Below are 22,361 nucleotides of genomic sequence, written 5' to 3' on the forward strand. Positions count from 1 at the left end.
CGCCGCGGTGCCCGTGATCGTAACGTCTCGTGTTCAGCTCACGGTGGGTGACCGGTCATCGGAAGGGCGGTCGCCGTTCAGCCGGGCGTACATCAGCATGTCCCGGCGCCGGCCCCCGATCTCCTGCCAGCCGCGCAGCAGACCCTCGCGCCGGTAGCCGGCGCTCTCGGCGGTCCGTACCGAGGCCGTGTTCCAGGGTTCGACGAGGAGCTGCACCCGGGGGATGCCCAGCTCGTGCAGGGCCCAGGTGGTGACCGTGCGCAGGGCCGCTCCCGCGACGCCCTGGCCACGGCCCGGGGTCGTCATCCAGTAGCCGAGGGTCGCCCGGCCCGCCGCCGCGTCCGCGAGCCAGAGCCCGATGGAGCCGACCGGCCGCCGGTCCCGCGTGCGCGCGATGGTGAAGGGATATCCGTCCCCGTCGGCGGCCCGGTCCCACTGACGCCTGACGTAGGCCTCGGCCGCCTCGTCGGAGTACGGCGTGGGGATCGTGGTGACCAGCGGGATGTAGTCGTCCTCCGCCGCCTCGCGGACGAGGGGCAGGTCGCTCATCTCCCAGGGGCGCAGGACGAAGTCGGGTCCGGCGGTCATGCTGGGAACGGTCAGCGGTGGTGCCATGCCGTCATCCTGCCGCGCCCGCGCCCCGCCGCCCGGGCCCGACTCACCCGCCCGACTCACACGGCGAACCTGCGAAAGCTAACGGCCCTGTGTTCCCGTTAGCGTGTACTGTCTCGTGGCGTGAACCGGTGACGGGACTGGAGGCCTTTCGTGGACGCAGGGGATGTGGAGCCGGGCACGGTCAGGCCCGGCGGTCGTACGGCCCGGGTGCGCGAGGCCGTGCTGCGCGCGGCCGGTGACGCGCTGGTCGAGCACGGCTTCGACGGGCTCGATCTCGCCGACGTGGCCCGCCGCGCCGAGGTCGGCAAGACGACGGTCTACCGACGCTGGTCCACCACGGCGGGACTGGTCGCCGACCTGCTGACGGAGATGGCGGAGCAGTCGGTCCCGCGTACGGACACGGGGTCCCTGGACGAGGACCTCCGGTCCAACGCGCGGCTGGTGGTGCGCACGCTGACCGACGCGCGCCAAGGCCCCCTCTTCACCGCCGTCGTCGCGGCGGCGACGTGCGACGCCCGGACGGCCGAGGCCCTGCACCGCTTCTACGCCGTACGCATCGAGGAGTGGGCCGGCTGCGTCGACGCGGCGGTGGAGCGGGGCGAGCTGCCCAGGGGGACCGATGCCCGCGAGGTGATCCGGGCGGTGTCGGCGCCCCTCTACTACCGCTTGCTGGCCAGCGGCGACCCCCTCGACGAGGCGGCCGCCGACCGGGCGGCCGAGGCCGCGGCGGTGGCTGCGCGGGCCGGTGTGTACGTGAGCTGAGCCCTGCCCCCGCGTCGCCGCAGGACTCAGCCGATACGGGTCCCCGTCCCGGACACCCTGATCCGTGCGTCACCCGGCCTCAGTTCGACGGTGAGGGTGCCGGGCCGGCCCATGTCGGCGCCCTGGTGCAGGGTGAGGACCGCGTCGTGCGGGACGAGACCGAGCTCGCGCGCGTACGCGCCGAACGCCGCGGCCGCCGCGCCCGTCGCCGGGTCCTCGACGACGCCGCCGACCGGGAAAGGGTCGCGGACGTGGAAGACCGTGGCGGACTCCCGCCACACCAGCTGGACCGTCGTCAGATCGAGCCGCTGCATGAGGGCTTCCAGCCGGGCGAAGTCGTACGAGAGGTCCGCCAGCCGTTCGCGGGTCGCGGCGGCCAGCACCAGGTGGCGGGCGCCCGCGTAGGCGATGCGGGCCGGCAGCGCGGCGTCCAGTTCGCCGGCGGGCCAGTCCAGGGCTGCCAGGGCCTCCGCCACGTCCTCGGGGACGGCGTCCGTGGTGTGCGGCTCGACGCTGGTGAGGGTGGCACGGAGCTCGTCGCCCTCGCGGACGACGGTGACCGGGACCGGACCGGCGGGGGTGGAGAACACCAGATCGCCCGGGCCGTCCCGCTCGGCGAGCGCGATGGCGGCGGCCACCGTGGCATGGCCGCAGAAGGGGACTTCGGCCTTCGGGCTGAAGTAGCGGACGGTGTACCCGCCCAGGCCGTCCGGCGAGGTGAGGAAGGCGGACTCGCTGTAGCCCAGCTCCGCCGCCACCGCGAGCATCGCCGCGTCGTCGAGCCCGGAGGCGTCCAGGACGACCCCTGCCGGATTGCCCCCGTCGGGATCGGTGGAGAACGCGGTGTAGCGGAGGACGTCGGTGGCGGTGTGTGCGCTCATGTCGCAGCTCAACCGGAAGACGTGGCCGGGCATTCCCGCCCGCGGCCTTCCAAGCACCCGGGCGGCTGCGGGGTTCCGTGGGGTGGCGGCCCGGGGCTCCTTGGGGTGGCGGTCCGGGGCTCCTTGGGGTGGCGGTCCGGGGTCCTGACACCCCGGACCGCCACCCCCGGCCGCTCGGCGGACCCCCCGGCCGCGGCGGCCCCTTCACCGTGGTCAGTGGCAGACCTTCACGCCGGTGCCCTTCCCCCAGGAGCAGGAGTCCAGGAGCGCACCGCTCGGCTTGATCAGCCGGGCCTTGTCGCCGGTGTTGTTCCAGACGTACGAGCCACGGTTCCAGTACACGTGGGCCGCGGAGTTCTTCCCCTTGCCGGTGTGGACCCGGACCGTCTTGCCGGCGGCCACGCCGAAGCTCGGGAAGGTGTACGTGTAGCCGGTGTTGTCCTTCAGCTTGTAGCCCTTGAGCTGCAGCTTGGACTTGCCGTTGTTGTGGATGTCCACGTATTCGGCGACCAGGGACGTGTTCGTCCGGGTGTCCTTGCCGGGGCTGTCGTACTGGATCTTGCCGAGGTGCAGACCGCCCTGGTGGGAGGCCGCCGAGGCCGGGGCGGTGGCGAGGAGCGAGCCGGCCAGGGCGGTGGCGGCGGCCAGGGCGAGGGGCGCGGCGGTGCGTATGCGCATGCTTTGTGGTCCTTCTGTGTGCATCCGGTGAAGGTCAGCAGCATACGGGCAGCATGCGCTTGCTCGGACCGGGAGAGGGAAACTCGCAAACTCTGTCATTCGGGGGCGAGTTCCGGCGCGGTCCGGGCAAGCGTGGATCCAGGTGGACCTGAGTGGATCAGCCTCGGCCGACGTACGGCATCGCTGTCGCCAGCACCGTCGCGAACTGCACATTGGCCTCCAGCGGCAGCTCCGCCATGTGCAGGACCGTCCGGGCCACATCGTCCGCCGCCATGACCGGCTCGGCGGCGACCTCGCCGTTGGCCTGGAGGATCCCCGTGCTCATCCGCTCCGTCATGTCGGTGGCCGCGTTGCCGATGTCGATCTGCCCGCAGGCGATCCGGTACGGCCGCCCGTCCAGCGACAGCGACTTCGTCAGGCCGGTCACCGCGTGTTTCGTCGCCGTGTAGGCGATGGAGTGCGGACGCGGCGCGTGGGCCGAGATGGAGCCGTTGTTGATGATCCGGCCGCCCTGCGGGTCCTGCTCCTTCATCAGGCGGTACGCCGCCTGCGCGCACAGGAACGTCCCCGTCAGGTTGACGTCCACCACCGTCCGCCAGTCCTCGTACGCGAGGTCCTCGACGGGCTTCGCGCGCGGCCCGAACGTGCCCGCGTTGTTGAAGAGCAGGTCCAGCCTGCCGAAGCGGTCCCGTACGGAGGTGAAGAGCGCCGCCACCCCGTCCGGGTCGCTCACGTCGGTGGGCAGGCACACCGTGGTGCCCGGGCCGGCCGCGGCGGCGGTCTCCTCCAGGGCGGCTCCCCGCCGGCCCGCCAGGGCCACCGTCCAGCCCGCACCCGTAAGGGTGACAGCGACGGCCCTGCCGATCCCCGATCCCGCACCTGTGACGACAGCGATTCTCTGCTCAGCGTTCATGGCCCGGCAGCGTACGGGAGGTTTCGCGGTGGCCGGCACCCGGTGCTCATCACACCGCCATAAGGATGTTGTGTACCCGCCAACGGCCCGTCGTCGCCCCGCACTCCAATGCCTCTGACAACATCCGGCAGGGGAGGGGCATATGACACCCGCACAGATCAGCAGGACGCCCGGTCAGCACGGCCATTCCGCCGAACTGCGCCTCGCCGCGCAGCGGCTCGGATCCGGTGTGGGCCGCCGCCGTTTCCTCACCGTCACCGGTGCCGCCGCGGCGCTGGCGTTCGCGGTCGACCTGCCCGGTGCGGGCACGGCGGCCGCGGCCGAGCTCGACGCCCGGAAGATCACCGAGGACCCGTTCACCCTCGGGGTGGCGTCCGGGGACCCGCTGCCGGAATCCGTGCTCCTGTGGACGAGACTCGCGCCCCGCCCGTACGAGGCCGACGGCGGGCTGCCCGCCGAGCGCGTCGAGGTCCGCTGGGAGCTCGCCCGCGACGAGCGCTTCCGGCGGGTCGTCAGGCGGGGAGCCGCCACCGCCCACCCGGAATTCGGGCACAGCGTCCATGTGGACGTGGACGGCCTCGACTCCGACCGGAACTTCTACTACCGCTTCCGTGCCGGCAGCTGGACCAGCCCCACCGGCCGCACCCGCACCGCCCCGGCCCGGAGCGCCCGCAACAGCTCCCTGACCCTGGCCGCCGTCTCCTGCCAGGCGTACCACGACGGCTACTTCACCGCCTACCAGCACCTCGCGGACGAGGACGTCGACGTGGTCTTCCACCTCGGCGACTACCTCTACGAGTACGCGGTCACCTCGGTCGGCGGCGCCCGTAACTACACCGACCGGGTCCTGCCGGACCACTACAACCGGGAGACGCTCACGCTGGAGGACTACCGCATGCGGTACGGCCTCTACAAGTCCGACCCGGACCTGCGCGCCGCCCACGCCGCGCACCCCTTCGTCGTCACCTGGGACGACCACGAGACCGAGAACAACTACGCGGGCGACACCCCTGAGAACAGCGTCCCCCCGGAGGAGTTCCTGCTGCGCAGGGCCGCCGCCTACCGCGCGTACTGGGAGAACCAGCCGCTGCGCACCCCGCAGCGCCCCACCGGCCCCGACATGCGGCTCTACCGTCGGCTGCGCTTCGGGCGGCTCGCCCAGTTCGACATCCTCGACACCCGTCAGTACCGCAGCAACCAGGCGTACGGCGACGGCTGGAAGGTCCCCGGACCGGAATCCGAGGACCCCTCGCGCACCATGACGGGAGCCGCCCAGGAGCGCTGGCTGCTCGACGGCTGGAAGACCTCGGACGCCCGGTGGAACGTCGTGCCGCAGCAGGTCACCTTCGCCCAGCGGCGCGACGTGCCCACCGACGCCTACAAGCTGTCCATGGACTCGTGGGACGGCTACCCGGCCTCCCGGCAGCGCGTCATGGACGGTGCGCAGGCCGCCGGGATCGAGAACCTGATGGTCCTGACCGGTGACGTGCACGTCGGTTACGCCTTCGACCTCAAGAAGGACTTCGACGACCCGGCGTCCCGGACCGTCGGCACGGAGGTCGTGGCCACCTCGATCGCCAGCGGCAAGGACGGCTCCGAGAAGCCGGCCAACTGGAACAACCTGACCCAGGCCAACCCGCACATGAAGTTCTACAACGGCCGCCGCGGCTACGCGCTCGTCACCCTCGGCACGGAGCAGGCGCGTGCCGACTTCCGTACGGTGTCGGCGGTCACCACGCCCGGCGCGCCGGTCACCACGGCCGCCTCCTTCGTGACCGAGGCCGGGAACCCGGGGCTCACCCCCGCGTAACCCGGCCCCCGGCCCCGCACGAGGTCAGGCGCGCTCGTCCGCGGGGTAGCGGACGCCGACACGGTCACGTACCGCGTCGAGCGTCCGCATCACGGCGAGGGAGCCCTCGAGCGGCACCAGCGGGGACTCCTTCTCGCCGGCCAGCAGCGCGCGCGTCACCTCGGCCGCCTCGTACTGCATGCCCGACAGGCCCTGGGGGCCCGGACCCGTGACGACCTTCTCGGGCTCCCGGCCCGCCCGGTGGAGGAGGAAGTGCTCCGGGTGGAAGAAGCCCTGCGGGAAGTCGATGCGCCCCGCCGTCCCGGTGACCGACGCGACGGTCGGCAGGTTCCCCACGACCGAGCAGCTCAGCAGCGCCGTGGCGCCCGAGTCCCAGCCCAGCAGCATCCCGGTGTTCAGGTCGACGCCCTCCGGGGACAGCAGCGCGTCCGCCTGCACCCGGTCGGGCTCGCCCAGCAGCAGCTGCGCGAACGACACCGGGTAGACCCCGAGGTCCAGCAGCGCGCCGCCGCCCAGCGCGGGATCGCGCAGCCGGTGTTCGGCGCCGAAGTCGCCCGCGAAGCCGAAGTCGGCCTGCACCGTGCGGATCTCGCCGATCGCGCCGTCCGCCACCAGCTCGGTCATCCGGCGGATGAGCGGATTGCAGTACGTCCACATGGCTTCCATCAGGAAGAGCCCGCGCTCCCGGGCCAGATCCACCAGCTCCCGCGCCTCACGCTCGTTGAGCGTGAACGCCTTCTCGCACAGCACGTGCTTGCCGGCCCGCAGAGCGAGCCCGGCCGCTTCCCGGTGCGCCGAGTGCGGGGTGGCGACGTAGACGACGTCGACGGTGTCGTCGGCGACGAGCTCCGCCCAGCTGCCGTACGCCCGCTCGATCCCGAACCGGTCGGCGAACGCCTTCGCGGAGGCCTCGCTCCGGGACGCGACGGCCACGACCTCGGCCCCGGAGTCCTCCATCGCCAGCAGATCCCCGGTGAAGGTCGCGGCTATGCCGCCCGTCGCCAGTACACCCCAACGCACAGTCCCACTCATGCCCGCCCGCTCCCACGCAAAAAGGTATCGACCACTACGGCTGAGCTGAGAGCATAGATGTGGATTCAACGAAGCGGAGACGAGGATGCCGGACAACGGCGTGAGCCGGGCCCAGCAAGAAGACGAGCACATACCGACGAGCAGCAAGGGCGCCGCACTCAGCGCCCAGGCCACCGCCACCCCCACCGCTGCGGGTGTCCCGGCCATTTCCACGACCACAGCGCCGGGCATCCCGGCCACCTCCACGACCACCGCGCGGCGCGCCGGACTTCTGGTCACCCTGGTGCTGGGCGGGCTCACCGCACTGCCGCCCCTCTCGATGGACATGTACCTCCCGGCGCTCCCGGAGGTCACCGACGCGCTGCACGCACCGGCCGCGACCGTCCAGCTCACCCTGACGGCATGCCTCCTGGGCATGGCGCTCGGCCAGATCGTCGTCGGCCCCATGAGCGACCGCTGGGGCCGGCGTAAGCCGCTGCTCCTCGGCATGGTCGTCTACGTGATCGCGACCGCGATCTGCGCCGTCGCCCCCACCGCGGAACTCCTCATCGGATTCCGCCTCCTCCAGGGCCTCGCGGGAGCCGCCGGCATAGTGATCTCCCGGGCCGTCGTACGCGACCTGTACGACGGCGACGAGATGGCCCGGTTCTTCTCCACCCTGATGCTGATCTCGGGGGTCGCGCCGGTCATCGCGCCCGTGATCGGCGGCCAGGTGCTGCAGTTCACCGACTGGCGCGGCATCTTCGTCGTCCTCACCTTGGTCGGCGTGCTGCTCACCCTCGTCGTCTGGAAGTGGCTCCACGAGACACTGCCGGCGGCGCAGCGCCACACCGGCGGTGTCGGCGACGCGCTGCGCACCATGCGCGGGCTGCTGGCCGACCGGGTGTTCACCGGCTACATGGTCGCCGGCAGCCTCGCCTTCGCCGCGCTCTTCGCCTACGTGAGCGCGTCCCCGTTCGTCGTCCAGGAGATCTACGGCGCGTCCCCGCAGACCTTCAGCCTGCTCTTCGGGATCAACTCCGTCGGGCTGATCGCCGTCGGCCAGATCAACGGCAAGCTGCTCGTCGGAAGGGTCAGCCTGGACAAGGCGCTCGGCTTCGGCCTCGCCGTCATCTCGGTCGCGGCGATCGCGCTGCTGCTGATGACCTCCGGAGTCTTCGGCGAGGTCGGCCTTGTGCCGGTGGCCGCCGGGCTGTTCGTGCTCATGTCCGCGATGGGCCTCGCGATGCCGAACACCAACACCCAGGCGCTGATGCGCACCAGGCACGCGGCCGGCTCCGCCTCCGCGCTGCTGGGCACGTCCCAGTTCCTGATCGGAGCCATCGCCTCGCCCCTCGTCGGGATCGCCGGTGAGAAGACCGCCGTGCCGATGGCCGTGGTGCAGGTGGTCTGCGCCCTGTCCGCGGTGCTGTCCTTCCTGCTGCTGTGCCGGCCGTGGCGGACCACGGGCGCCGCGCGGGAGCGGCTCGTCAAGGGCTGAACCGCTCCCCGGCGGGGCGGAACGCACACGAGGCCCGGGCGGGACGACCGCCCGGGCCTCGCGTGTGCCCGGAAAACCCGATTGCCGCCGCAGGAGCGATCCGTCGGACTCCGGCGATGCACGCCGAGGAGGAACAACCGCTGTCCGGCGGGAACGTCAGCGCAGGCATCGTCCGTGTCGGCGACACCGTCCGTCGCCCCGCGGGCCCCTGGACGCCGGCGGTGCACGCACTGCTCACCCATCTCCACGAGTCCGGCTTCCGGGCGGCTCCCCGCCCCCTCGGCACGGACGACCGGGGCCGGGAGCTCCTGAGCTTCGTGAGGGGCGAGACGATCTGGCCGCAGCGGTTCGCCCTGGTGGATCCCTCGGAGGGTCGGTCGGCAGGGCGCCTACCTGCAGGGGTTCAGCCCACGCGCGGATAGCCCAGCAGGTGCAGCCGGTTCTTGCGGTCCGTCCAGCGGAAGACGCCTACGCCCGAGGTCTCCATCTCCGGCAGCCGCGTGTTCGGAGGCAGCGCCTCGACGGACCAGGTCGTGAAGCTCATCGTGACCGGGCCGGTCCCGTCGCCCTCCAGCGCCTCGTCCGCGTCCCGTGCGGTCGTCGCGCCGTAGGCGCTGCCGCCGTCCGTCACCGAGGCGAACGTCAGCCGCGCCGACCCGTCCTCCTCCTCGAAACAGAGCCCCTTCTTCGCCTCCAGGTCGAAGGCAAGGTTTCCCGCGACCAGGTAGCCGCCCGAGGGCGAGACGACGGCCCGCGGGTAGCGCCCCGGCTCTATGGCCGGTGTGTGGCACTCCACCGAGACGACCGGCTTCCCGCTCTCCGCGTCGTGCACCGCCCACAACTGGTGGGTGCCGGCCCGTTTCGCCCCCTCGGCGAGCTGCCACCGCGCCAGGATCAGGCCCGGTGCCACGGAGGTCGGCACCCCCGTCGCCGGGTCCGCTCCCTTCGGCGCGCTCCTCCTGCTGAACCAGCCGCCCCGCACCCAGAATTCGCGTACCCCGCTCAGCAGGAGGCCCTTGGCCGTCTGCCCGCGCACCTCGGTGAGCTGCTCGCAGGCCGCGCAGCCCTTCGGATACGTCACCGCGGAAGCGGGGGTCCGCGACACCTCACCACTGACCGGGTCCACCACCGCGCTGTTCGCCCGGCCGTCGCTGATCAGGATGCCCGGGCCGGTCGCCGTGACGGTCGGCGCACCGGTCCACGGCACCTCGACGCGCCGGCGTTCCCCGTCCACCACGTCGTACACGTCGAGGGAGACGAGGCTCCCCTCGGGCGCGGGCCCCTCACCCGCCTTCCCGTAGGACCAGGCCACGAAGAACTGGCGGTCGTCCTTGGCGACGGTGAGCAGCTTCGGGAAGTTCAGCGCGTCCGGCGGCCGCCAGGCCTCACCGCTCCAGCCGGCCCGGCCGGTCTCCGTGTCCAGGGTCCGCAGCCGGTAACGGTCCCCGGGTGACTCGACCAGGTAGGCCAGCCGGCCCGTCGTGTGCGAGACGGCGTAGTCGGGTCCGGCGCCGACGACCTCCCAGCCGCGCCCCGTCGTGTACTCCGCGGGGACGTCCAGTCGTGTCGCGGGGCCGGTGCTCCGTTTCACGGGCTTCTCCGGTCCCTCGTCGCCCTCGGTGCCGGCCCCGCCGCCCCGGCAGGTGGCCGTCAGAAGGAGCAGGGCGAGCACGAGCACCCCGCCCACCAGCGCCAGACGCACGATTCTCTGCCTCAAGGTCCCCCCGATGAGCCGGCCGGTCCCTGAGCGATTCCCGACGCGGCGTCGGCCAGCGTAGCAACGGGCCCCAGGAGAAAAGCAGTTCGGTTCTGTACCCGTTACGTCCCGGTTCCGTGCCGGACCACCGGACTGCGGGGGGCGGGCCCGCTGCGCCTACAATTCGGCGGTGAACGCCACCCTCCCCACCGCGGAAGCCCTGCGTGCCGCGCTGGCCGCCCTGCTCGACGGGCTGCCCCCGACGCAGGCCGCGCAGGCCGTCGACCGGCTGATCGCCAGCTACCGCGGGACCACCCCGACCGACGCCCCGATCCTGCGGAACCGCTCGGACGTCGCCGCCTACGCCGCCTACCGGATGCCCGCGACGTTCGAGGCCGTACGGTCCTGCCTCGCCGCACTCCGCGAGGCCGCGCCGGACTGGGCGCCCGTCACCCACACCGACTTCGGAGGCGGCACGGGCGCGGCGAGCTGGGCGGTCGCCGGGGCCTGGGACGGGCCGCGGACGACGGTCCTGGACTGGTCCGAACCGGCCCTCGCGCTCGGCCGTGAGCTGGCCGGGGCCTCGGGCATCCCCGCGCTGCGGGACGCCGCCTGGGAGCGGGCGAGGATCGGGACGGCGCTGGAGCCGGCCCCCACGGACCTGGCCACCGTCAGCTACGTACTCAAGGAGCTCACCCCCGCCGACCGGGCCGCTCTGGTGGACGCCGTCGCCGGCGCCGCGCAGGCCGTGGTGATCGTGGAGCCCGGCACCCCCGACGGCTACGGCCGGATCATCGAGGCCCGCGACCGGCTGATCGCCGCGGGGCTGACCGTCGCCGCGCCCTGCCCGCACGACGACGCGTGCCCCATCGAACCCGGCACGGACTGGTGCCACTTCTCGGCTCGGGTCAGCCGCTCCTCGCTGCACCGGCAGGTCAAGGGCGGCTCGCTCAGCCACGAGGACGAGAAGTTCAGCTACGTCGTGGCGACCAGGTTCGCCACCGACCCGGTCGCCGCACGCGTAACCCGCAGGCCGCAGATCCGCAAGGGGCAGGTGCTGCTGGAGCTCTGCACGAAGGATGAGGGTCTCCAGCGCGCCACGGTCACCAAGCGGCACGGCGCGCTCTACCGTGCCGCCCGGGACACCGCGTGGGGCGACGCCTGGCCGCCGCCCGAGGAGGGTTAGGCCCGCAGCTCCTGGGTGCAGCACTTCACGCTGCCGCCGCCCTTGAGCAGCTCGCCCAGATCCATCGGGACCGGGTCGAAGCCCCGGTCCCGCAACGGGTCGAAGAGCCCGATCGCGGCCTGCGGGAGCAGCACATGGCGCCCGTCGCTGACCGCGTTGAGGCCCAGGGAGGCGGCGTCCGCCTCCTCGGCCAGCAGCGCGTCGGGGAAGAGCCGGGCCAGCACGGACCGGCTGCCCGGCGAGAAGGCCCCGGGGTAGTACATGATCTCGTCCGCCGCGTCGTCCAGTACGCACAGCGCGGTGTCCAGGTGGTAGTAGCGCGGGTCCACCAGATCGAGGCCGATCACCGGGCGCCCGAAGAACTCCTGTGCCTCGTCGTGGGAGAGCGGACTGGACCGGAAGCCCCGCCCGGCCAGCAGGTACGAGGCGGTCACGGCGAAGTCGCCCTCGCCCTCGTTGACATGGGCCGGCTCGTGGATCTCCGTGAAGCCGTTGGCCCGGAACCACTCCCGGTGCGCCTCGGCCTCCGCGTACCGCTCCCGGTAGGCGAACAGCGCGCCGAGCACCCTGCCGTCGATCACGGTGGCCCCGTTGGCGGCGAACACCATGTCGGGCAGGTCGGGGCGGGGAGTGAGCAGCTCGACGGTGTGGCCGAGGGCCCGGTAGCGGTCGCGCAGGTCCTCCCACTGGGTGGTGGCCAGGGGCAGATCCACGGGTTTCGACGGATCCATCCACGGATTGATGGAGTACGTGACCTCGAAGTGGGACGGGGCGCACATCAGATAGCGACGAGGGGTGGCGTCACGGGTCAATGCAGGCTCCTCGCGAACGGCGGCGTTCGGCCGCGGAACGGTGGGATGCGCACGGGTGTGTGCGTGAGTTCATGGTGCGCCGTGCCGGGCCGTTGCGCTGTGATCCGTTCGGGTGGTTCGCGCGGGCGGGCGGCGACGGGGGGTGACGCGTGCCCGCCGGGCAGGAGGCGTGTATCGGGGCAGGCAAGACGATACGTATCGGACCGTCCGGCTCTAGGATGGCCGGATGGCAGCTCAGAAGCCCCCGGACTCCAGCCGTCGCAGCGACCGCTCCCACCGAGCGATCTGTGACGCCGCGCTCGCACTCGTCGGCGAGATCGGTTACGCGCGGACGACGATCGAGGGTATCGCCGCACGGGCCGGGGTCGGCAAGCAGACGATCTACCGCTGGTGGCCTTCGAAGGCGGCCGTACTCCTGGAGGCGTTCCTCGAGGAGAGCGCCCGCCGCTCGGAGGAGCTGGGCGAGGCCGGCGAGGACGGTGCGTACGGGATCCCCGACACCGGCGATCTGGCGGCCGACCTCAAGTTCGTCCTGCGGGCCACGGTCGACGGGCTGAACGACCCGGTGAGCGCGGCACCCACCCGGGCCCTGGCCGCCGAGGGGATCATCGACCCCGCACTCGGCGCACAATTCGTCGGAAATCTGCTCGAACCGCAGCTCCAGTTGTACGTCACACGCCTGCGAGCCGCCCAGGAGGCCGGCCAGGTGCGCGCGGACATCGATCCGAGGATCGCGCTGGAGCTCCTGATCGCCCCGCTGACCCACCGCTGGCTGCTCAGAACCCTTCCCCTCACCCACGCGTACGCGGACCAGGTCGTCGACCTCACCCTGCGGGGGCTCCTGATCCAGCCGTGAGTCCGACGGCGCATCCCGTGACATTCCGTACGAGTGGACCGCCCTCTGCGCAACCGCCCGAGCACCCCGCTTCGGAACTCTGGCCACCCGAGGAGCAGGATGGTGGGACCATGGAGAGGTAACCGCTGAGGTGAGGGGATAGATGGGCGCCGATTCCGGCCGCTATCGCGGCACAGAGGGCAGGATTTCCCAGTGGCTGCGCAGGCGGCCGAAGCCACAGCCGGAAGCCGACGACGCGGCGCGGCTGGCGCTGATCCTGGCTGTCGCCGAGGCAGGAATGCCCATCTCACCCGCGGCGCACCCGTCCGGATACCGATGTTCGTGCGAGCGCATCGGCTGTCCGACCCCCGCGCGGCACCCCATCTCGTTCGCCTGGCAGACGCAGTCCACGACGGACCGCGCCCAGATCGAGCGCTGGGCCGCCAACCAGCCGCTGGCCAACTTCATCACCGCGACCGGCCTGGTCCACGACGTTCTCGACGTCCCCTTCACGGCGGGGCGGGGCGCCCTCGACCGGCTCATCGCCGCGGGCATCGACGTGGGCCCGGTGGCCCAGTCGGGCACCGACCGGATGCTCTTCTTCACCGCCACCCGGGGCACCCCCGACGACGAGGACGAGTGGTGGCCCTGCGAGCTGGACTGCCACCCCGAGACCATGGACGAGCATCCCGGCCTCCGCTGGCACTGCCGTGGCAGCTATGTCCTCCTGCCGCCCGCGCGGCTCCCCGGTGAGCTGGACGTCCACTGGATCCGTGGCCCGGAGAACCCGCTGCCCGATCCGCTGACCCTGCTGGAGACGCTCACCGACGCCTGCGCGCAGTACGCGGACACGGCCGACGCGAGCGACCTCGACCACGACGCGGTGGCCTGGCCGCTCAGCCGCTGACGCCCCACCCTCAGCGGGCGAACTTCTCGACAGCGCCGGGCGTGACCGGGGTGAAAAAGTTCACGAGGTTGCCGTCCGGGTCGCGGAACAGGAGTGAGCGGTTGCCCCAGGGCATCGTGGTGGGCTCCTTGACGAACTCCTCCACGATCCCGGTCAGGTTCTCGTACACGCCGTCCACGTCGTCGACGAGGAATTCGAGGATGACGCTCCGGTTGTCGGCCGGGCCGGCGGAGCCGGGTGAGAACAGCGGGACGGTGCGTGTGCTGCCGATCGCGAGGGTGGCCGAGGCGGTCCTGATCTCGGCGAAGTCCTCGGTGGACCAGTCGGCGGGCACTCCGGTGACACGCTCGTAGAAGTCGACGAGGCGGGCGATGGCGCCCGTGATGATGCGGACAGAGACGAAGTTCATGGGTGCTCTCCTGGTCGTTCGGTGCTTCCGACCGAACGCTACGACCGATACCGGGCGGAACCCGCCCGGTATCCGGGAGAGACTTGCGGACATGCCCCGTCCTGTCGCCCGCGTGCTCACCCTGCTGGAACTCCTGCAGTCCGGAGGCCTCAGGACCGCGTCCGAACTCGCCGACCGGCTCGGCGTCGACGAACGCACGGTGCGGCACTACGTCGGCCACCTCATCGACCTCGACGTGCCCGTCGAGTCGGTGCGCGGCCGCTACGGCGGCTACCGGCTCACCCCCGGCCACCGCTTGCCCCCGCTCATGCTGAGCGACGACGAGGCGCTCGCCGTGCTGCTCGGCCTCGTCGCCGGGCGACGGGCCGGACCGGCCTCCACCACCGGCACGGCGAGCGACACGGCGACGGCCAAGATCCGGCGGGTACTGCCCGAGCGGCTGCGCCTCAGGCTCGACGCCGTGCTCGGCGCCCTCGCCTTCACCGCTCCGCCCGGCGAAGCGCTCGCCCCGGACACCGCGATCCTGCTCCCCGTCGCCGACGCGGTGAAGCACCACCGGCCGATCTCGATCCGCTACACCTCGTCGGACGGCCGCCGCGGCGAACGCACGCTGCACCCTCACGGACTCGTCGCCCACTCGGGCAAGTGGTACATGACGGCCGCGGATCCCACGGCGGGCGAGGACCGGACCTTCCGGCTGGACCGCATCACGGATGTGCGGACCCTGCCGGGCTCGTTCGAGCCACCCGAGGGGCTCGATCCGGCGGAGCGCCTGCTGACAGCGCTCGCCACGGCGCCGTACCGGCACGAGGTGACCCTCCGCGTCCAGGGCACGGCCGAGCACATCCACGCCCGGCTTCCCGCCGGCATCGCGATCGTGGAGGAACCGCCGTCCCCGGGAGACGGGGACACGGGGACCGAGCGCTGGTCCCGGGTGGAACTGCGTGTGGAACGGCTCGACTGGCTGCCCGCCGTACTCGCCTCGCTCGACCGGCCGTTCGTCATCGAACGCCCGGACGAGCTGCGCGGCCTCCTCGAAGCCTTCGCGGAACGGCTCAGCCACTCAGCCCGGCGGGACCCGCCCCAGGCGTGACCGCCGCCGTGGGGATCAGGAGCCCTGCGCCGCGATCAGACCGGGCAGCCGGTTCAGCACGCGCACCTTGGCGTCCGCGCTTCCCGCGGCCTTCTTGGGCACGTAGACCAGCTGGCTGGAGACCCGTTCCTTGGTGAGGGTGCTCTTCACCTCGCCGGTCAGCAGCGCCTCCACGTCCGCGGTGACGGTCGGCCGCAGTCCCTCGGCCGCCGTCTGCCGCTCGAAGTGCTTGCTGCTGAAGAAGACCAGCGCCCCGCCGTCCTCCGTCGTCAGGCCCAGCGGCGCGTACGTCCCGGAATCCAGCGCCTGGTCGACGTACTGGTAGGAGAAGCCCGCCCTGCGGGTGTTCTTCCGCGCTTCCCGCCAGCCCGACGTCATCGAGCCCGGAGCGAACACGTCCGGCGCGCCGTCCTTGAGGTAGCCCGTGTACGTGGTGCTCAGCTCCGCCGGCGGGGTCGCCAGCGTCGCGTCCCTGTCCGCGGAGGGCACCGGCTCCGCCCAGCCGTCGGCGTCCTTGCGGAACTTCGGGATCTCGGACGCGGAGGCGACCGCCAGATAGGAGACCTTCCACAGCGCGTCCGGCGCGGTGCGGACGAACGTCAGGAGCCAGCGGGTGTCCTGCTTCCCGCCGTCCTGGTCACGGTTGGAGTCCGTGTCCGCGACGAACCAGCGCGGCCAGCCCGCCTTCTTGGGGATGACGTAGGAGGCGTCGGTCAGCTCCAGAGGCTTGTGGTCCGCGTTGCCCTCCGGACTGTTCTTCCGCCGTGCGGCAAGACCGGCCTGGTTGATCGCGCCGAGCGAACCGGTCACCCGGTCCTCGTCGAGCGCCGGATCGTAGGCCTTGTCCGCCTCGTTGTACGCGACGAGGAAGTCCTCCAGGGCCTTCGCGGCCTCGGACTTCGTCGCTCCCGGCACGACTTCCAGTTCACCGTGCACCGTCACGCAGCCGCTCGCCGTCACGACCAGTACCGTCGTCGTCGCGAGCCCCGCCGCCAGCCGCCCCAGCCTTGTCATCCGTCGCCTTCTGCGCCTTCTGCTCCGTCATCCGCACTGACGGCCTGAACCCTACCGGGACGAGGAACAGCACGAGCGTCGGGATGAGGTACAGCGCCCACACCGTGACCTGAAGAACGGTCGGATCGGCCTGGAAGTTGAAGACCCCCTTGAGCAGGGTGCCGTACCAGCTGTCCGGCGGAATCGTGGTCGTGATGTCGAACGCCTTGTTCTCGAGGCCGCCGAGGAAACGGGCCTCCTGCAGGTCGTGCACGCCGTAGGCGAGCACACCGGCCGCCACCACCACGAGCATGCCGCCGGTCCACGTGAAGAACGTGGACAGGTTGATCCTCAGGGCGCCCCGGTAGAACAGCCAGCTCAGCACGATCGCGGTCGCGATGCCGAGCAGCACCCCGATCAGCGGCGACGAGGAACCCTCACCGCTCGCCCGCACCGATGCCCACACGAACAGGGCGGTCTCCAGGCCCTCACGGCCCACCGCCAGGAACGCGGTGGCCACCAGGGCGCCAGTGCCCATCGAGAGTGCCGTGTCGAGCTTGCCGTGCAGCTCCTTCTTCAGATGCCGGGCGGTACGCCGCATCCAGAAAACCATCCACGTCACGAGTCCGACGGCGATGATCGACAGCGACCCCCCGAGCATCTCCTGCGCCTCGAAGGTCAGCTCCTGGGAGCCGAATTCCAGCGCGGCGCCGAAGGCGAGCGAGATCGTGCAGGCGATGGCGATGCCCATCCACACCGGGCGCAGCGCGTCACGGCGGCCGGACTTGACCAGATAGGCGATGAGGATGCAGACCACCAGACCGGCCTCGAGTCCCTCGCGCAGGCCGATCAGATAGTTGCCGAACATGCCGGTCCCTCCACGGTGTAGGTCATGAGAACAGTGCCCGGCCCCACCAGTCGTCCGTGTCACGGACGCCGGGCGGAACGGCGAAGACCGCCGAACCCACGTGCTGGATGTACTCGTTGAGCGCGTCCCCGGCGGCGAGGCTGCGCTGCACCGGGATGAAGCCCGTGCGGACGTCCCGCTGGTAGGCCAGGAAGAACAGTCCCGCGTCGAGCCTGCCCAGACCGTCCGTGCCGTCGGTGAAGGAGTAGCTGCGGCGCAGGATCGTCGCCCCGTCGTTGGTGTCCGGGTGCGCCAGACGCACGTGCGCGGTCGGCAGCATCGCCTTCAGGAACGGCTCGTCGCGCTCCTTGGCCTTGCCGACGGGGGCGCCCTCACCCTTGTCGCGGCCGAAGATGTCCTCCTGCTCCTGCAGCGGAGCCCGGTCCCACGTCTCGATGTGCATGCGGATGCGCCGGGCCACCAGATAAGAGCCCCCGGCCATCCACCCGGCGTCGCCCGTCCCGTCCGCCCACACATGCTTCTTCAGCGCGGCGTCGTCCGTGCCGGAGATGTTCCGGGTGCCGTCCTTGAACCCCATCATGTTGCGCGGAGTCTGTGCGCCGGGCGTCGTCGAGGACGTCTTGCCGAACCCCAGCTGCGACCAGCGTATGGCGGTGCGTCCCATCCCGATCCTGGCGAGATTCCGGATGGCGTGCACGGCGACCTGCGGGTCGTCCGCGCACGCCTGGACGCACAGGTCCCCGCCGCTGCGGGCGGCGTCCAGGTTGTCGCCGGGGAACTTCGGCAGATCCACCAGGGCTTCGGGCCGCCGGCCCTCGATGCCGAAGCGGCCCCTGTCGAACAGGGACGGGCCGAAACCGAGCGTGAGCGTCAGCCGGGACGGCCTGAGGCCCAGCGCCTCGCCCGTGTCGTCCGGCGGGGCCTCCGCCGGCCCCCCGTACGCCCCCTCTCCCACGGCACGCCCGGCTGTCATCCGCTCCGCGGCCCGGGTCCATTCCTTGAGGAGGGCGATCAGTTCGGCCCGGTCCTCCGTCGTCACGTCGAACGAGGCGAAATGCAGCCGGTCCTGGACGGCGGTGGCGATCCCCGCCTGGTGAGCCCCGTGGAAGGGCACCGCCGCGCCGCTGTCCGAGGCCGGATCGGTGCCCTCGCCGGAACGCACCGACGCGACGGCACCTCCCGCCGCCACGGCGCCGAGCGCCAGTCCGGCACCGCCCCAGCCGAGCAGCGCGCGTCGCGACGGGGCGGGGGCGCCGTCGGAGTCCTCGTCCTCGGTCATGATCAGGCCCCCGCTCACTTCGTGACCGCGGCGGCCAGCTTGGACAGCGGCTCCGCGAGCGCGTTGACGGCGTCGGAGAGCTCCTTGCGGTCCGCCTTGCCGACCTTGTCGTACGAGGTGAAGTCGTAGGAGGCCTTGTCCGTGCGGTACTTGTCCAGCAGGGTGTTCAGCGCCGCGAACTGCTTGTCCAGGGAGGCGGTCAGCGCCGCGTCGTTCTTGGACGCGATCGGCTTGAGGAGCTCGTAGGACTGCTCCGCGCCCTCGACGTTCGCCTTGAAGTCGACGAGGTCGGTGTGGCTGTAGCGCTCCTCCTCGCCGGTGACCTTCCCGGTGGCGACCTCGTCGAGGAGCTCCTTGGCGCCGTTGGCCATCGAGGTCGGGGTGATGTCGGCCCGGCCGACCCGCTTCTGCCAGTCCAGCAGGTCCTTGTGGAGGGTGGGCGCGAGAGCCTTCTCCTCGGCGCCGAGCTTCCCGTCCTGCCACAGCGCCTTCTCCAGGCGGTGCCAGCCGGTCCACTTCTGGCCGTCCTCCAGGCCGTCCTCGCGGACGTCGACCTTCGGATCGATGTCACCGAAGGACTCGGCGACCGGCTCGGTACGCTCCCAGCCGATCCTGGAGCCGGCGTACGCCTTCTTCGCCGCCTCGACGTCGCCCGCGGCGACGGCGTCGGTGAAGACCTTCACCTTGGGCAGCGTCTCGTCGGCCTGCGCCTGCACATAGGTGCGGTAGCCGGCCACGGCCCGGTCCATCTCGGGGCTGCGCGCTGCGGCCTTCCCTCCGGTGACCTCGACCGTCTGACGGATGCCCTCGCCCTTCATGCCGGGCTTGCAGGCGATCTCGTACGTCCCGGCCTTGATCTCCGCCGTGATCTTCGCCTTGGTGCCCGGGCCGATGTTCTCGCGCTCGGTGACGATCCGGTCGTCCGGGAAGAGGACGTAGACCTCGGTGACCTTGGACCCCTTGTTCTCGACGGCGAGTTCGACGTGGCCGGCCGGGATCTTCTTCGACGAGACCTCGCAGGAGTCGTCCTTGGCGACCACCTGGACGGCGGCGTCGCCCTTGCCGTCGCTCTTCTCGGCGCAGCCCGTGACGGCGGTCAGTGCGGCCACCGTGGCGACAGCGGTGACGACAGAGGAACGAACGGCTCGCATGCGGGGCTCCACAAGGGTGAAAGAGCGGGAAGTGGTGCGGACGAAAGTAGGTGAGGCGGGCCTAACTTAACCGGGCCTTACCTCGCCCGTCCCCCTCGGCCGCGTGATTCAGGTCTCACTCGTCCGGACCGGAAACGCCCCGATCACGGCGCTCTCATGGGAAGCCCACAGGAAGGTCAAGGGCGGGTCAAGCAAGCCTTTTCGGTGCGGCGAGCGTCGCTCCCGCCCGTGGGCCGGAGCACCCCCGGGCCCCGGGTGGCTTCGTCGCCCGGGGCCGGTGGGCCGCGCACGGTGCTTGAATGCGGAGGTGGACGACTTCGAGGTACCCGACGGCATCGACGTACTGCGCGTGTTCTGCGGCCCGGACGGCCGCCACGGCAACGCGCTGGGCGTCGTACGCGACGGGCGCAGGTATCCCGACAACGAGTCCCGGCAGGTGCTCGCGGCGAAACTCGGCTTCAGCGAGACGGTCTTCGTGGACGACCCGGAGCGCGGCACCGTCGACATCCGCACGCCCGGGCTGCGGCTGCCGTTCGCGGGGCATCCGCTCGTCGGCGCGGCCTGGCTGCTCGACCTGGAGGTCCTGGAGCTGCCCGTGGGGGACGTGACGGCCCGCCAGGACGGCGAGTTCACCTGGATCACGGCCCGCCCGGAATGGGCGCCGCCGAGGACGCTGGAGCGTTACGCGTCCGTCGCCGAGGTCGAGGCTCTGACGGGGCCGCCGCCCGGCGAGGGCTGGCTCTACGTCTGGGCCTGGGAGGACGAGGCCGCCGGGCGCGTACGGGCACGGGCCTTCCCGCGCCGGGGCGACAACATCGACGAGGACGAGGCGACCGGTGCGGCGGCCATGCTGCTGAGCGCCGAGCTCGGCCGGGCCCTCAACATCACGCAAGGGCGCGGCTCCCAGATCCTCACCGCACCCGCGCCGGACGGCACGATGGAGATCGGCGGCCGCGTCCTTCTCGTGTCCGCGTCCTGACTACGCGCTGAGCGGGAAGACCTCGCCGAGCTCACGGAAGACAGCGGTGTTCAGCGCGAAGGCGCGCTTGCACTCGTCGATGATGCGCTGCTTCTCCAGGTCGTCGGCCTTCACCGCGTCCAGCAGCTCCCGGTACTCCCGCTTGAAGGCGGCCGGGTTGGAGATCTGCTCGAACACGTAGAACCGGACCCCGTCGCCCTTGCGGTCGAAGCCCCAGGTCTTCTCCGCGGTGCCACGGATGATCTGGCCGCCCGAGAGGTCCCCCAGGTAGCGGGTGTAGTGGTGCGCGATGTACCCGGCGGGCCACTCGCGGGCGCACTCGGCGACCCGCGCGGCGTACGCGGCGGTGGCGGGCAGCGGCTCCAGCCCTTCGCGCCACCCCGCGCCCCGCAGGTGGGTGAGGTCGCGCTCCAGGGCGGCCGTGCGCATCAGCTCCGGCTGGACGAAGGGCCCGGCGACCGGGTCCTCGCGCAGGGCTTCCACGCCGTCCTCCAGTGCCCGGTAGACGAACCACAGCTGCTCGGTGTAGCGCGTGTAGGCGTCCACCCCGAGCCGTCCGCCGAGCATGTCGCTCATGAAGGTCGAGGACTCGGCCTCCGTGTGCTGCTCGTGCGAAGCGGTGCGGATGAGAGTCGAGAAGGGCGTGGCGGTGGCGGTCGAGTCCAAGGCGGGCCTCCGGGGACCGAGGGGGACGGGAAGTCCGGACAGAAACGTATGAACCGGTAGCAGCCGCACATGCCGCCGCGCACCGATACGCCGATCCTCCTGTTTAGGCAAACCTAAGTCAACAGGTTCCCGACTGCCTGTCGGCAAAAGCGGCGCGCTACGGAAGCGTGAGGATCTCCGCTCCGGTCTCGGTCACCACCAGTGTGTGCTCGAACTGCGCGGTCCGCTTCCGGTCCTTCGTCACCACGGTCCAGCCGTCGTCCCACATGTCGTAGTCATGGGTACCGAGCGTGAGCATCGGCTCGATGGTGAAGGTCATCCCGGGCTGCATCACGGTCGTCGCGTGCGGGCTGTCGTAGTGCGGGATGATCAGACCGGAGTGGAACGAGGAATTGATCCCGTGCCCCGTGAAGTCCCGCACCACCCCGTAGCCGAACCGCTTCGCGTACGACTCGATGACACGCCCGATCACATTGATCTGCCGGCCGGGCCGCACCGCCTTGACGGCGCGGTTCAGCGACTCCCGGGTGCGCTCCACCAGCAGCCGCGACTCCTCGTCGACGTCGCCGCAGAGGTAGGTGGCGTTGTTGTCGCCGTGCACGCCGCCGATGTACGCCGTGACATCGAGGTTCACGATGTCGCCGTCCCGCAGCACGGTGGAGTCGGGGATGCCGTGGCAGATGACCTCGTTGAGCGAGGTGCAGAGCGACTTCGGGAAGCCCCGGTAACCGAGGGTCGACGGGTACGCCCCGTGGTCCACCATGAACTCATGGGCGACCCGGTCGAGTTCGTCGGTGGTGACCCCCGGCGCGATGAGCTTCGCCGCCTCCTCCATCGCCTGCGCCGCGATACGGCCCGCGATCCGCATGCGCTCCACGGTGTCGGAGTCCTGGATCTCCGGCCCGGTGTACGGCGTGGGGGCGGGCTTCCCCACGTACTCGGGGCGCCGGATCTTTCCGGGTACGGAACGGACGGGAGTGATCTCCCCTGGTACGAGAAGCGACTGGCCAGACATGTCAGCGAGTCTAACCAGCGCCCCCGGGGCACCATGGCAAAGAGGAAAGGATCCTGCGATGGCCCTGTTCAAGAAGCGCACGGTGGGCAAACCGGGCGAATGGTACTACTGCCTGGAACACAAGAAGGTCGAGGAGGGCCCCGAGTGCCCCGGCAAGGACCGCTTCGGCCCGTACGCCACCCCGGGGGAGGCCCAGCGCGCGATGGACACGGCGCGTGAGCGGAACCTGGAGTGGGAGACCGACCCGAAGTGGCACGACCGCACGGACCGGCCGACGGACGAGGCGCCCGACTAGGCCGCC

22 protein-coding genes and 1 pseudogene are annotated in these 22,361 nt (G+C 71.5%); 9 read left to right on the top strand and 14 right to left on the bottom strand.

Features of this window, described 5'->3' with window-relative positions:
- Nucleotides 1-33 precede the first annotated feature (33 nt).
- Nucleotides 34-615: a GNAT family N-acetyltransferase gene (locus ACIQM3_RS16115; RefSeq protein ID WP_401624189.1), complete on the bottom strand. Its 582-nt coding sequence runs from the start codon at nt 613-615 to the stop codon at nt 34-36.
- Nucleotides 616-765: 150 nt separating this feature from the next.
- Between ACIQM3_RS16115 and ACIQM3_RS16120 the strand changes: the two genes are divergently transcribed.
- Nucleotides 766-1,377, top strand: a complete 612-nt coding sequence (locus ACIQM3_RS16120; RefSeq protein WP_401624191.1) for a TetR/AcrR family transcriptional regulator — start codon at nt 766-768, stop codon at nt 1,375-1,377.
- Between the two features lie 26 nt (nt 1,378-1,403).
- Here ACIQM3_RS16120 and ACIQM3_RS16125 read toward each other — a convergent pair whose 3' ends face one another.
- The 3 genes from ACIQM3_RS16125 to ACIQM3_RS16135 all read right to left on the bottom strand — a co-directional run bounded on the left by ACIQM3_RS16125 (nt 1,404) and on the right by ACIQM3_RS16135 (nt 3,849).
- A complete protein-coding gene (locus ACIQM3_RS16125) occupies nt 1,404-2,258 on the bottom strand; it encodes a PhzF family phenazine biosynthesis protein (protein ID WP_401624193.1) in 855 nt (284 codons plus the stop codon).
- Between the two features lie 213 nt (nt 2,259-2,471).
- Nucleotides 2,472-2,936, bottom strand: a complete 465-nt coding sequence (locus ACIQM3_RS16130) for a lamin tail domain-containing protein (RefSeq protein WP_401624195.1) — start codon at nt 2,934-2,936, stop codon at nt 2,472-2,474.
- A 157-nt stretch (nt 2,937-3,093) separates the two neighbouring features.
- Nucleotides 3,094-3,849 (bottom strand): SDR family oxidoreductase, encoded by a 756-nt coding sequence (locus ACIQM3_RS16135; protein WP_401624197.1) that lies wholly within the window; start codon nt 3,847-3,849, stop codon nt 3,094-3,096.
- Nucleotides 3,850-3,991: 142 nt separating this feature from the next.
- Between ACIQM3_RS16135 and ACIQM3_RS16140 the strand changes: the two genes are divergently transcribed.
- Nucleotides 3,992-5,659 (top strand): alkaline phosphatase D family protein, encoded by a 1,668-nt coding sequence (locus ACIQM3_RS16140; protein WP_401624199.1) that lies wholly within the window; start codon nt 3,992-3,994, stop codon nt 5,657-5,659.
- A gap of 24 nt (nt 5,660-5,683) precedes the next feature.
- Here the strand turns inward: ACIQM3_RS16140 and ACIQM3_RS16145 are convergent, their stop codons facing one another.
- Entirely contained in the window at nt 5,684-6,691 is a 1,008-nt protein-coding gene (locus tag ACIQM3_RS16145; protein ID WP_401624201.1) for a Gfo/Idh/MocA family protein, read from the bottom strand.
- Between the two features lie 85 nt (nt 6,692-6,776).
- Here ACIQM3_RS16145 and ACIQM3_RS16150 point away from each other — a divergent pair, with 85 nt between their 5' ends.
- Entirely contained in the window at nt 6,777-8,171 is a 1,395-nt protein-coding gene (locus ACIQM3_RS16150) for a Bcr/CflA family multidrug efflux MFS transporter (protein WP_401624203.1), read from the top strand.
- Nucleotides 8,172-8,574: 403 nt separating this feature from the next.
- On the opposite strand, the gene ACIQM3_RS16155 is transcribed toward ACIQM3_RS16150, so the two are convergent.
- Nucleotides 8,575-9,888: a hypothetical protein gene (locus ACIQM3_RS16155; RefSeq protein ID WP_401624205.1), complete on the bottom strand. Its 1,314-nt coding sequence runs from the start codon at nt 9,886-9,888 to the stop codon at nt 8,575-8,577.
- 169 nt (nt 9,889-10,057) lie between these two features.
- Here ACIQM3_RS16155 and ACIQM3_RS16160 point away from each other — a divergent pair, with 169 nt between their 5' ends.
- The gene (locus ACIQM3_RS16160; RefSeq protein ID WP_401624207.1) at nt 10,058-11,053 is read left to right on the top strand and encodes a small ribosomal subunit Rsm22 family protein; all 996 of its coding nucleotides are present in this window, start codon (nt 10,058-10,060) and stop codon (nt 11,051-11,053) included.
- Here ACIQM3_RS16160 and ddaH read toward each other — a convergent pair.
- Nucleotides 11,050-11,928 (bottom strand): annotated as a pseudogene (ddaH, locus tag ACIQM3_RS16165) (dimethylargininase); the annotation flags it as partial. The gene ACIQM3_RS16160 and the pseudogene ddaH sit on opposite strands and share 4 nt — an antisense overlap.
- A 163-nt stretch (nt 11,929-12,091) precedes the next feature.
- Between ddaH and ACIQM3_RS16170 the strand changes: the two are divergent.
- Both ACIQM3_RS16170 and ACIQM3_RS16175 read left to right on the top strand, forming a co-directional pair.
- Nucleotides 12,092-12,721, top strand: a complete 630-nt coding sequence (locus tag ACIQM3_RS16170; RefSeq protein WP_401624209.1) for a TetR/AcrR family transcriptional regulator — start codon at nt 12,092-12,094, stop codon at nt 12,719-12,721.
- A 142-nt stretch (nt 12,722-12,863) separates the two neighbouring features.
- Nucleotides 12,864-13,607 carry a bifunctional DNA primase/polymerase gene (locus ACIQM3_RS16175; protein ID WP_401624211.1) on the top strand — a complete coding sequence of 248 codons (744 nt, stop codon included), beginning with the start codon at nt 12,864-12,866 and terminating at the stop codon, nt 13,605-13,607.
- Between the two features lie 10 nt (nt 13,608-13,617).
- Here ACIQM3_RS16175 and ACIQM3_RS16180 read toward each other — a convergent pair whose 3' ends face one another.
- The gene (locus ACIQM3_RS16180; protein WP_401624213.1) at nt 13,618-14,016 is read right to left on the bottom strand and encodes a VOC family protein; all 399 of its coding nucleotides are present in this window, start codon (nt 14,014-14,016) and stop codon (nt 13,618-13,620) included.
- 91 nt (nt 14,017-14,107) lie between these two features.
- Here ACIQM3_RS16180 and ACIQM3_RS16185 point away from each other — a divergent pair, with 91 nt between their 5' ends.
- A complete protein-coding gene (locus ACIQM3_RS16185) occupies nt 14,108-15,109 on the top strand; it encodes a helix-turn-helix transcriptional regulator (protein WP_401624215.1) in 1,002 nt (333 codons plus the stop codon).
- A gap of 15 nt (nt 15,110-15,124) precedes the next feature.
- On the opposite strand, the gene ACIQM3_RS16190 is transcribed toward ACIQM3_RS16185, so the two are convergent.
- Genes ACIQM3_RS16190 through efeO form a run of 4 tightly spaced genes read right to left on the bottom strand, consistent with a single transcriptional unit; the run spans nt 15,125 to nt 19,400 of the window.
- Nucleotides 15,125-16,123 (bottom strand): hypothetical protein, encoded by a 999-nt coding sequence (locus ACIQM3_RS16190; RefSeq protein ID WP_401624217.1) that lies wholly within the window; start codon nt 16,121-16,123, stop codon nt 15,125-15,127.
- Nucleotides 16,035-16,970: an iron uptake transporter permease EfeU gene (gene efeU / locus ACIQM3_RS16195; protein WP_401624218.1), complete on the bottom strand. Its 936-nt coding sequence runs from the start codon at nt 16,968-16,970 to the stop codon at nt 16,035-16,037. The genes ACIQM3_RS16190 and efeU overlap by 89 nt, the downstream gene beginning before the upstream one ends.
- 22 nt (nt 16,971-16,992) lie before the next feature.
- A complete protein-coding gene (gene efeB / locus ACIQM3_RS16200) occupies nt 16,993-18,249 on the bottom strand; it encodes an iron uptake transporter deferrochelatase/peroxidase subunit (protein WP_401624220.1) in 1,257 nt (418 codons plus the stop codon).
- Nucleotides 18,250-18,263: 14 nt separating this feature from the next.
- On the bottom strand, nt 18,264-19,400 hold the full coding sequence (gene efeO, locus ACIQM3_RS16205) for an iron uptake system protein EfeO (RefSeq protein WP_401624222.1): 1,137 nt from the start codon (nt 19,398-19,400) through the stop codon (nt 18,264-18,266).
- Between the two features lie 307 nt (nt 19,401-19,707).
- On the opposite strand from efeO, the gene ACIQM3_RS16210 reads away from it, so the two are divergent.
- Nucleotides 19,708-20,379, top strand: coding sequence for a PhzF family phenazine biosynthesis protein (locus ACIQM3_RS16210; RefSeq protein ID WP_401624224.1), 672 nt, complete (start codon nt 19,708-19,710; stop codon nt 20,377-20,379).
- On the opposite strand, the gene ACIQM3_RS16215 is transcribed toward ACIQM3_RS16210, so the two are convergent.
- Both ACIQM3_RS16215 and map read right to left on the bottom strand, forming a co-directional pair.
- On the bottom strand, nt 20,380-21,045 hold the full coding sequence (locus ACIQM3_RS16215; RefSeq protein WP_401624226.1) for a heme oxygenase (biliverdin-producing): 666 nt from the start codon (nt 21,043-21,045) through the stop codon (nt 20,380-20,382).
- 157 nt (nt 21,046-21,202) lie between these two features.
- Nucleotides 21,203-22,060 (bottom strand): type I methionyl aminopeptidase, encoded by an 858-nt coding sequence (gene map, locus ACIQM3_RS16220; RefSeq protein ID WP_401624228.1) that lies wholly within the window; start codon nt 22,058-22,060, stop codon nt 21,203-21,205.
- A gap of 58 nt (nt 22,061-22,118) precedes the next feature.
- Between map and ACIQM3_RS16225 the strand changes: the two genes are divergently transcribed.
- Entirely contained in the window at nt 22,119-22,355 is a 237-nt protein-coding gene (locus ACIQM3_RS16225) for a hypothetical protein (RefSeq protein ID WP_356707425.1), read from the top strand.
- The last annotated feature ends 6 nt before the right edge of the window (nt 22,356-22,361 follow it).

The sequence above is a fragment of the Streptomyces sp. NPDC091271 genome (genome assembly GCF_044757505.1).
Taxonomy (GTDB): Bacteria; Actinomycetota; Actinomycetes; order Streptomycetales; family Streptomycetaceae; genus Streptomyces.

Coding starts and splice junctions, on each gene's coding strand:
- ACIQM3_RS16115 (WP_401624189.1), bottom strand. CDS start 615: ATGGCACCACCGCTGACCGTTCCCAGCATGACCGCCGGACCCGACTTC.
- ACIQM3_RS16125 (WP_401624193.1), bottom strand. CDS start 2,258: ATGAGCGCACACACCGCCACCGACGTCCTCCGCTACACCGCGTTCTCC.
- ACIQM3_RS16130 (WP_401624195.1), bottom strand. CDS start 2,936: ATGCGCATACGCACCGCCGCGCCCCTCGCCCTGGCCGCCGCCACCGCC.
- ACIQM3_RS16135 (WP_401624197.1), bottom strand. CDS start 3,849: ATGAACGCTGAGCAGAGAATCGCTGTCGTCACAGGTGCGGGATCGGGG.
- ACIQM3_RS16140 (WP_401624199.1), top strand. CDS start 3,992: ATGACACCCGCACAGATCAGCAGGACGCCCGGTCAGCACGGCCATTCC.
- ACIQM3_RS16145 (WP_401624201.1), bottom strand. CDS start 6,691: ATGAGTGGGACTGTGCGTTGGGGTGTACTGGCGACGGGCGGCATAGCC.
- ACIQM3_RS16150 (WP_401624203.1), top strand. CDS start 6,777: ATGCCGGACAACGGCGTGAGCCGGGCCCAGCAAGAAGACGAGCACATA.
- ACIQM3_RS16170 (WP_401624209.1), top strand. CDS start 12,092: ATGGCAGCTCAGAAGCCCCCGGACTCCAGCCGTCGCAGCGACCGCTCC.
- ACIQM3_RS16175 (WP_401624211.1), top strand. CDS start 12,864: ATGGGCGCCGATTCCGGCCGCTATCGCGGCACAGAGGGCAGGATTTCC.
- ACIQM3_RS16180 (WP_401624213.1), bottom strand. CDS start 14,016: ATGAACTTCGTCTCTGTCCGCATCATCACGGGCGCCATCGCCCGCCTC.
- ACIQM3_RS16185 (WP_401624215.1), top strand. CDS start 14,108: ATGCCCCGTCCTGTCGCCCGCGTGCTCACCCTGCTGGAACTCCTGCAG.
- ACIQM3_RS16190 (WP_401624217.1), bottom strand. CDS start 16,123: ATGACAAGGCTGGGGCGGCTGGCGGCGGGGCTCGCGACGACGACGGTA.
- efeU (WP_401624218.1), bottom strand. CDS start 16,970: ATGTTCGGCAACTATCTGATCGGCCTGCGCGAGGGACTCGAGGCCGGT.
- efeB (WP_401624220.1), bottom strand. CDS start 18,249: ATGACCGAGGACGAGGACTCCGACGGCGCCCCCGCCCCGTCGCGACGC.
- efeO (WP_401624222.1), bottom strand. CDS start 19,400: ATGCGAGCCGTTCGTTCCTCTGTCGTCACCGCTGTCGCCACGGTGGCC.
- map (WP_401624228.1), bottom strand. CDS start 22,060: ATGTCTGGCCAGTCGCTTCTCGTACCAGGGGAGATCACTCCCGTCCGT.
- ACIQM3_RS16225 (WP_356707425.1), top strand. CDS start 22,119: ATGGCCCTGTTCAAGAAGCGCACGGTGGGCAAACCGGGCGAATGGTAC.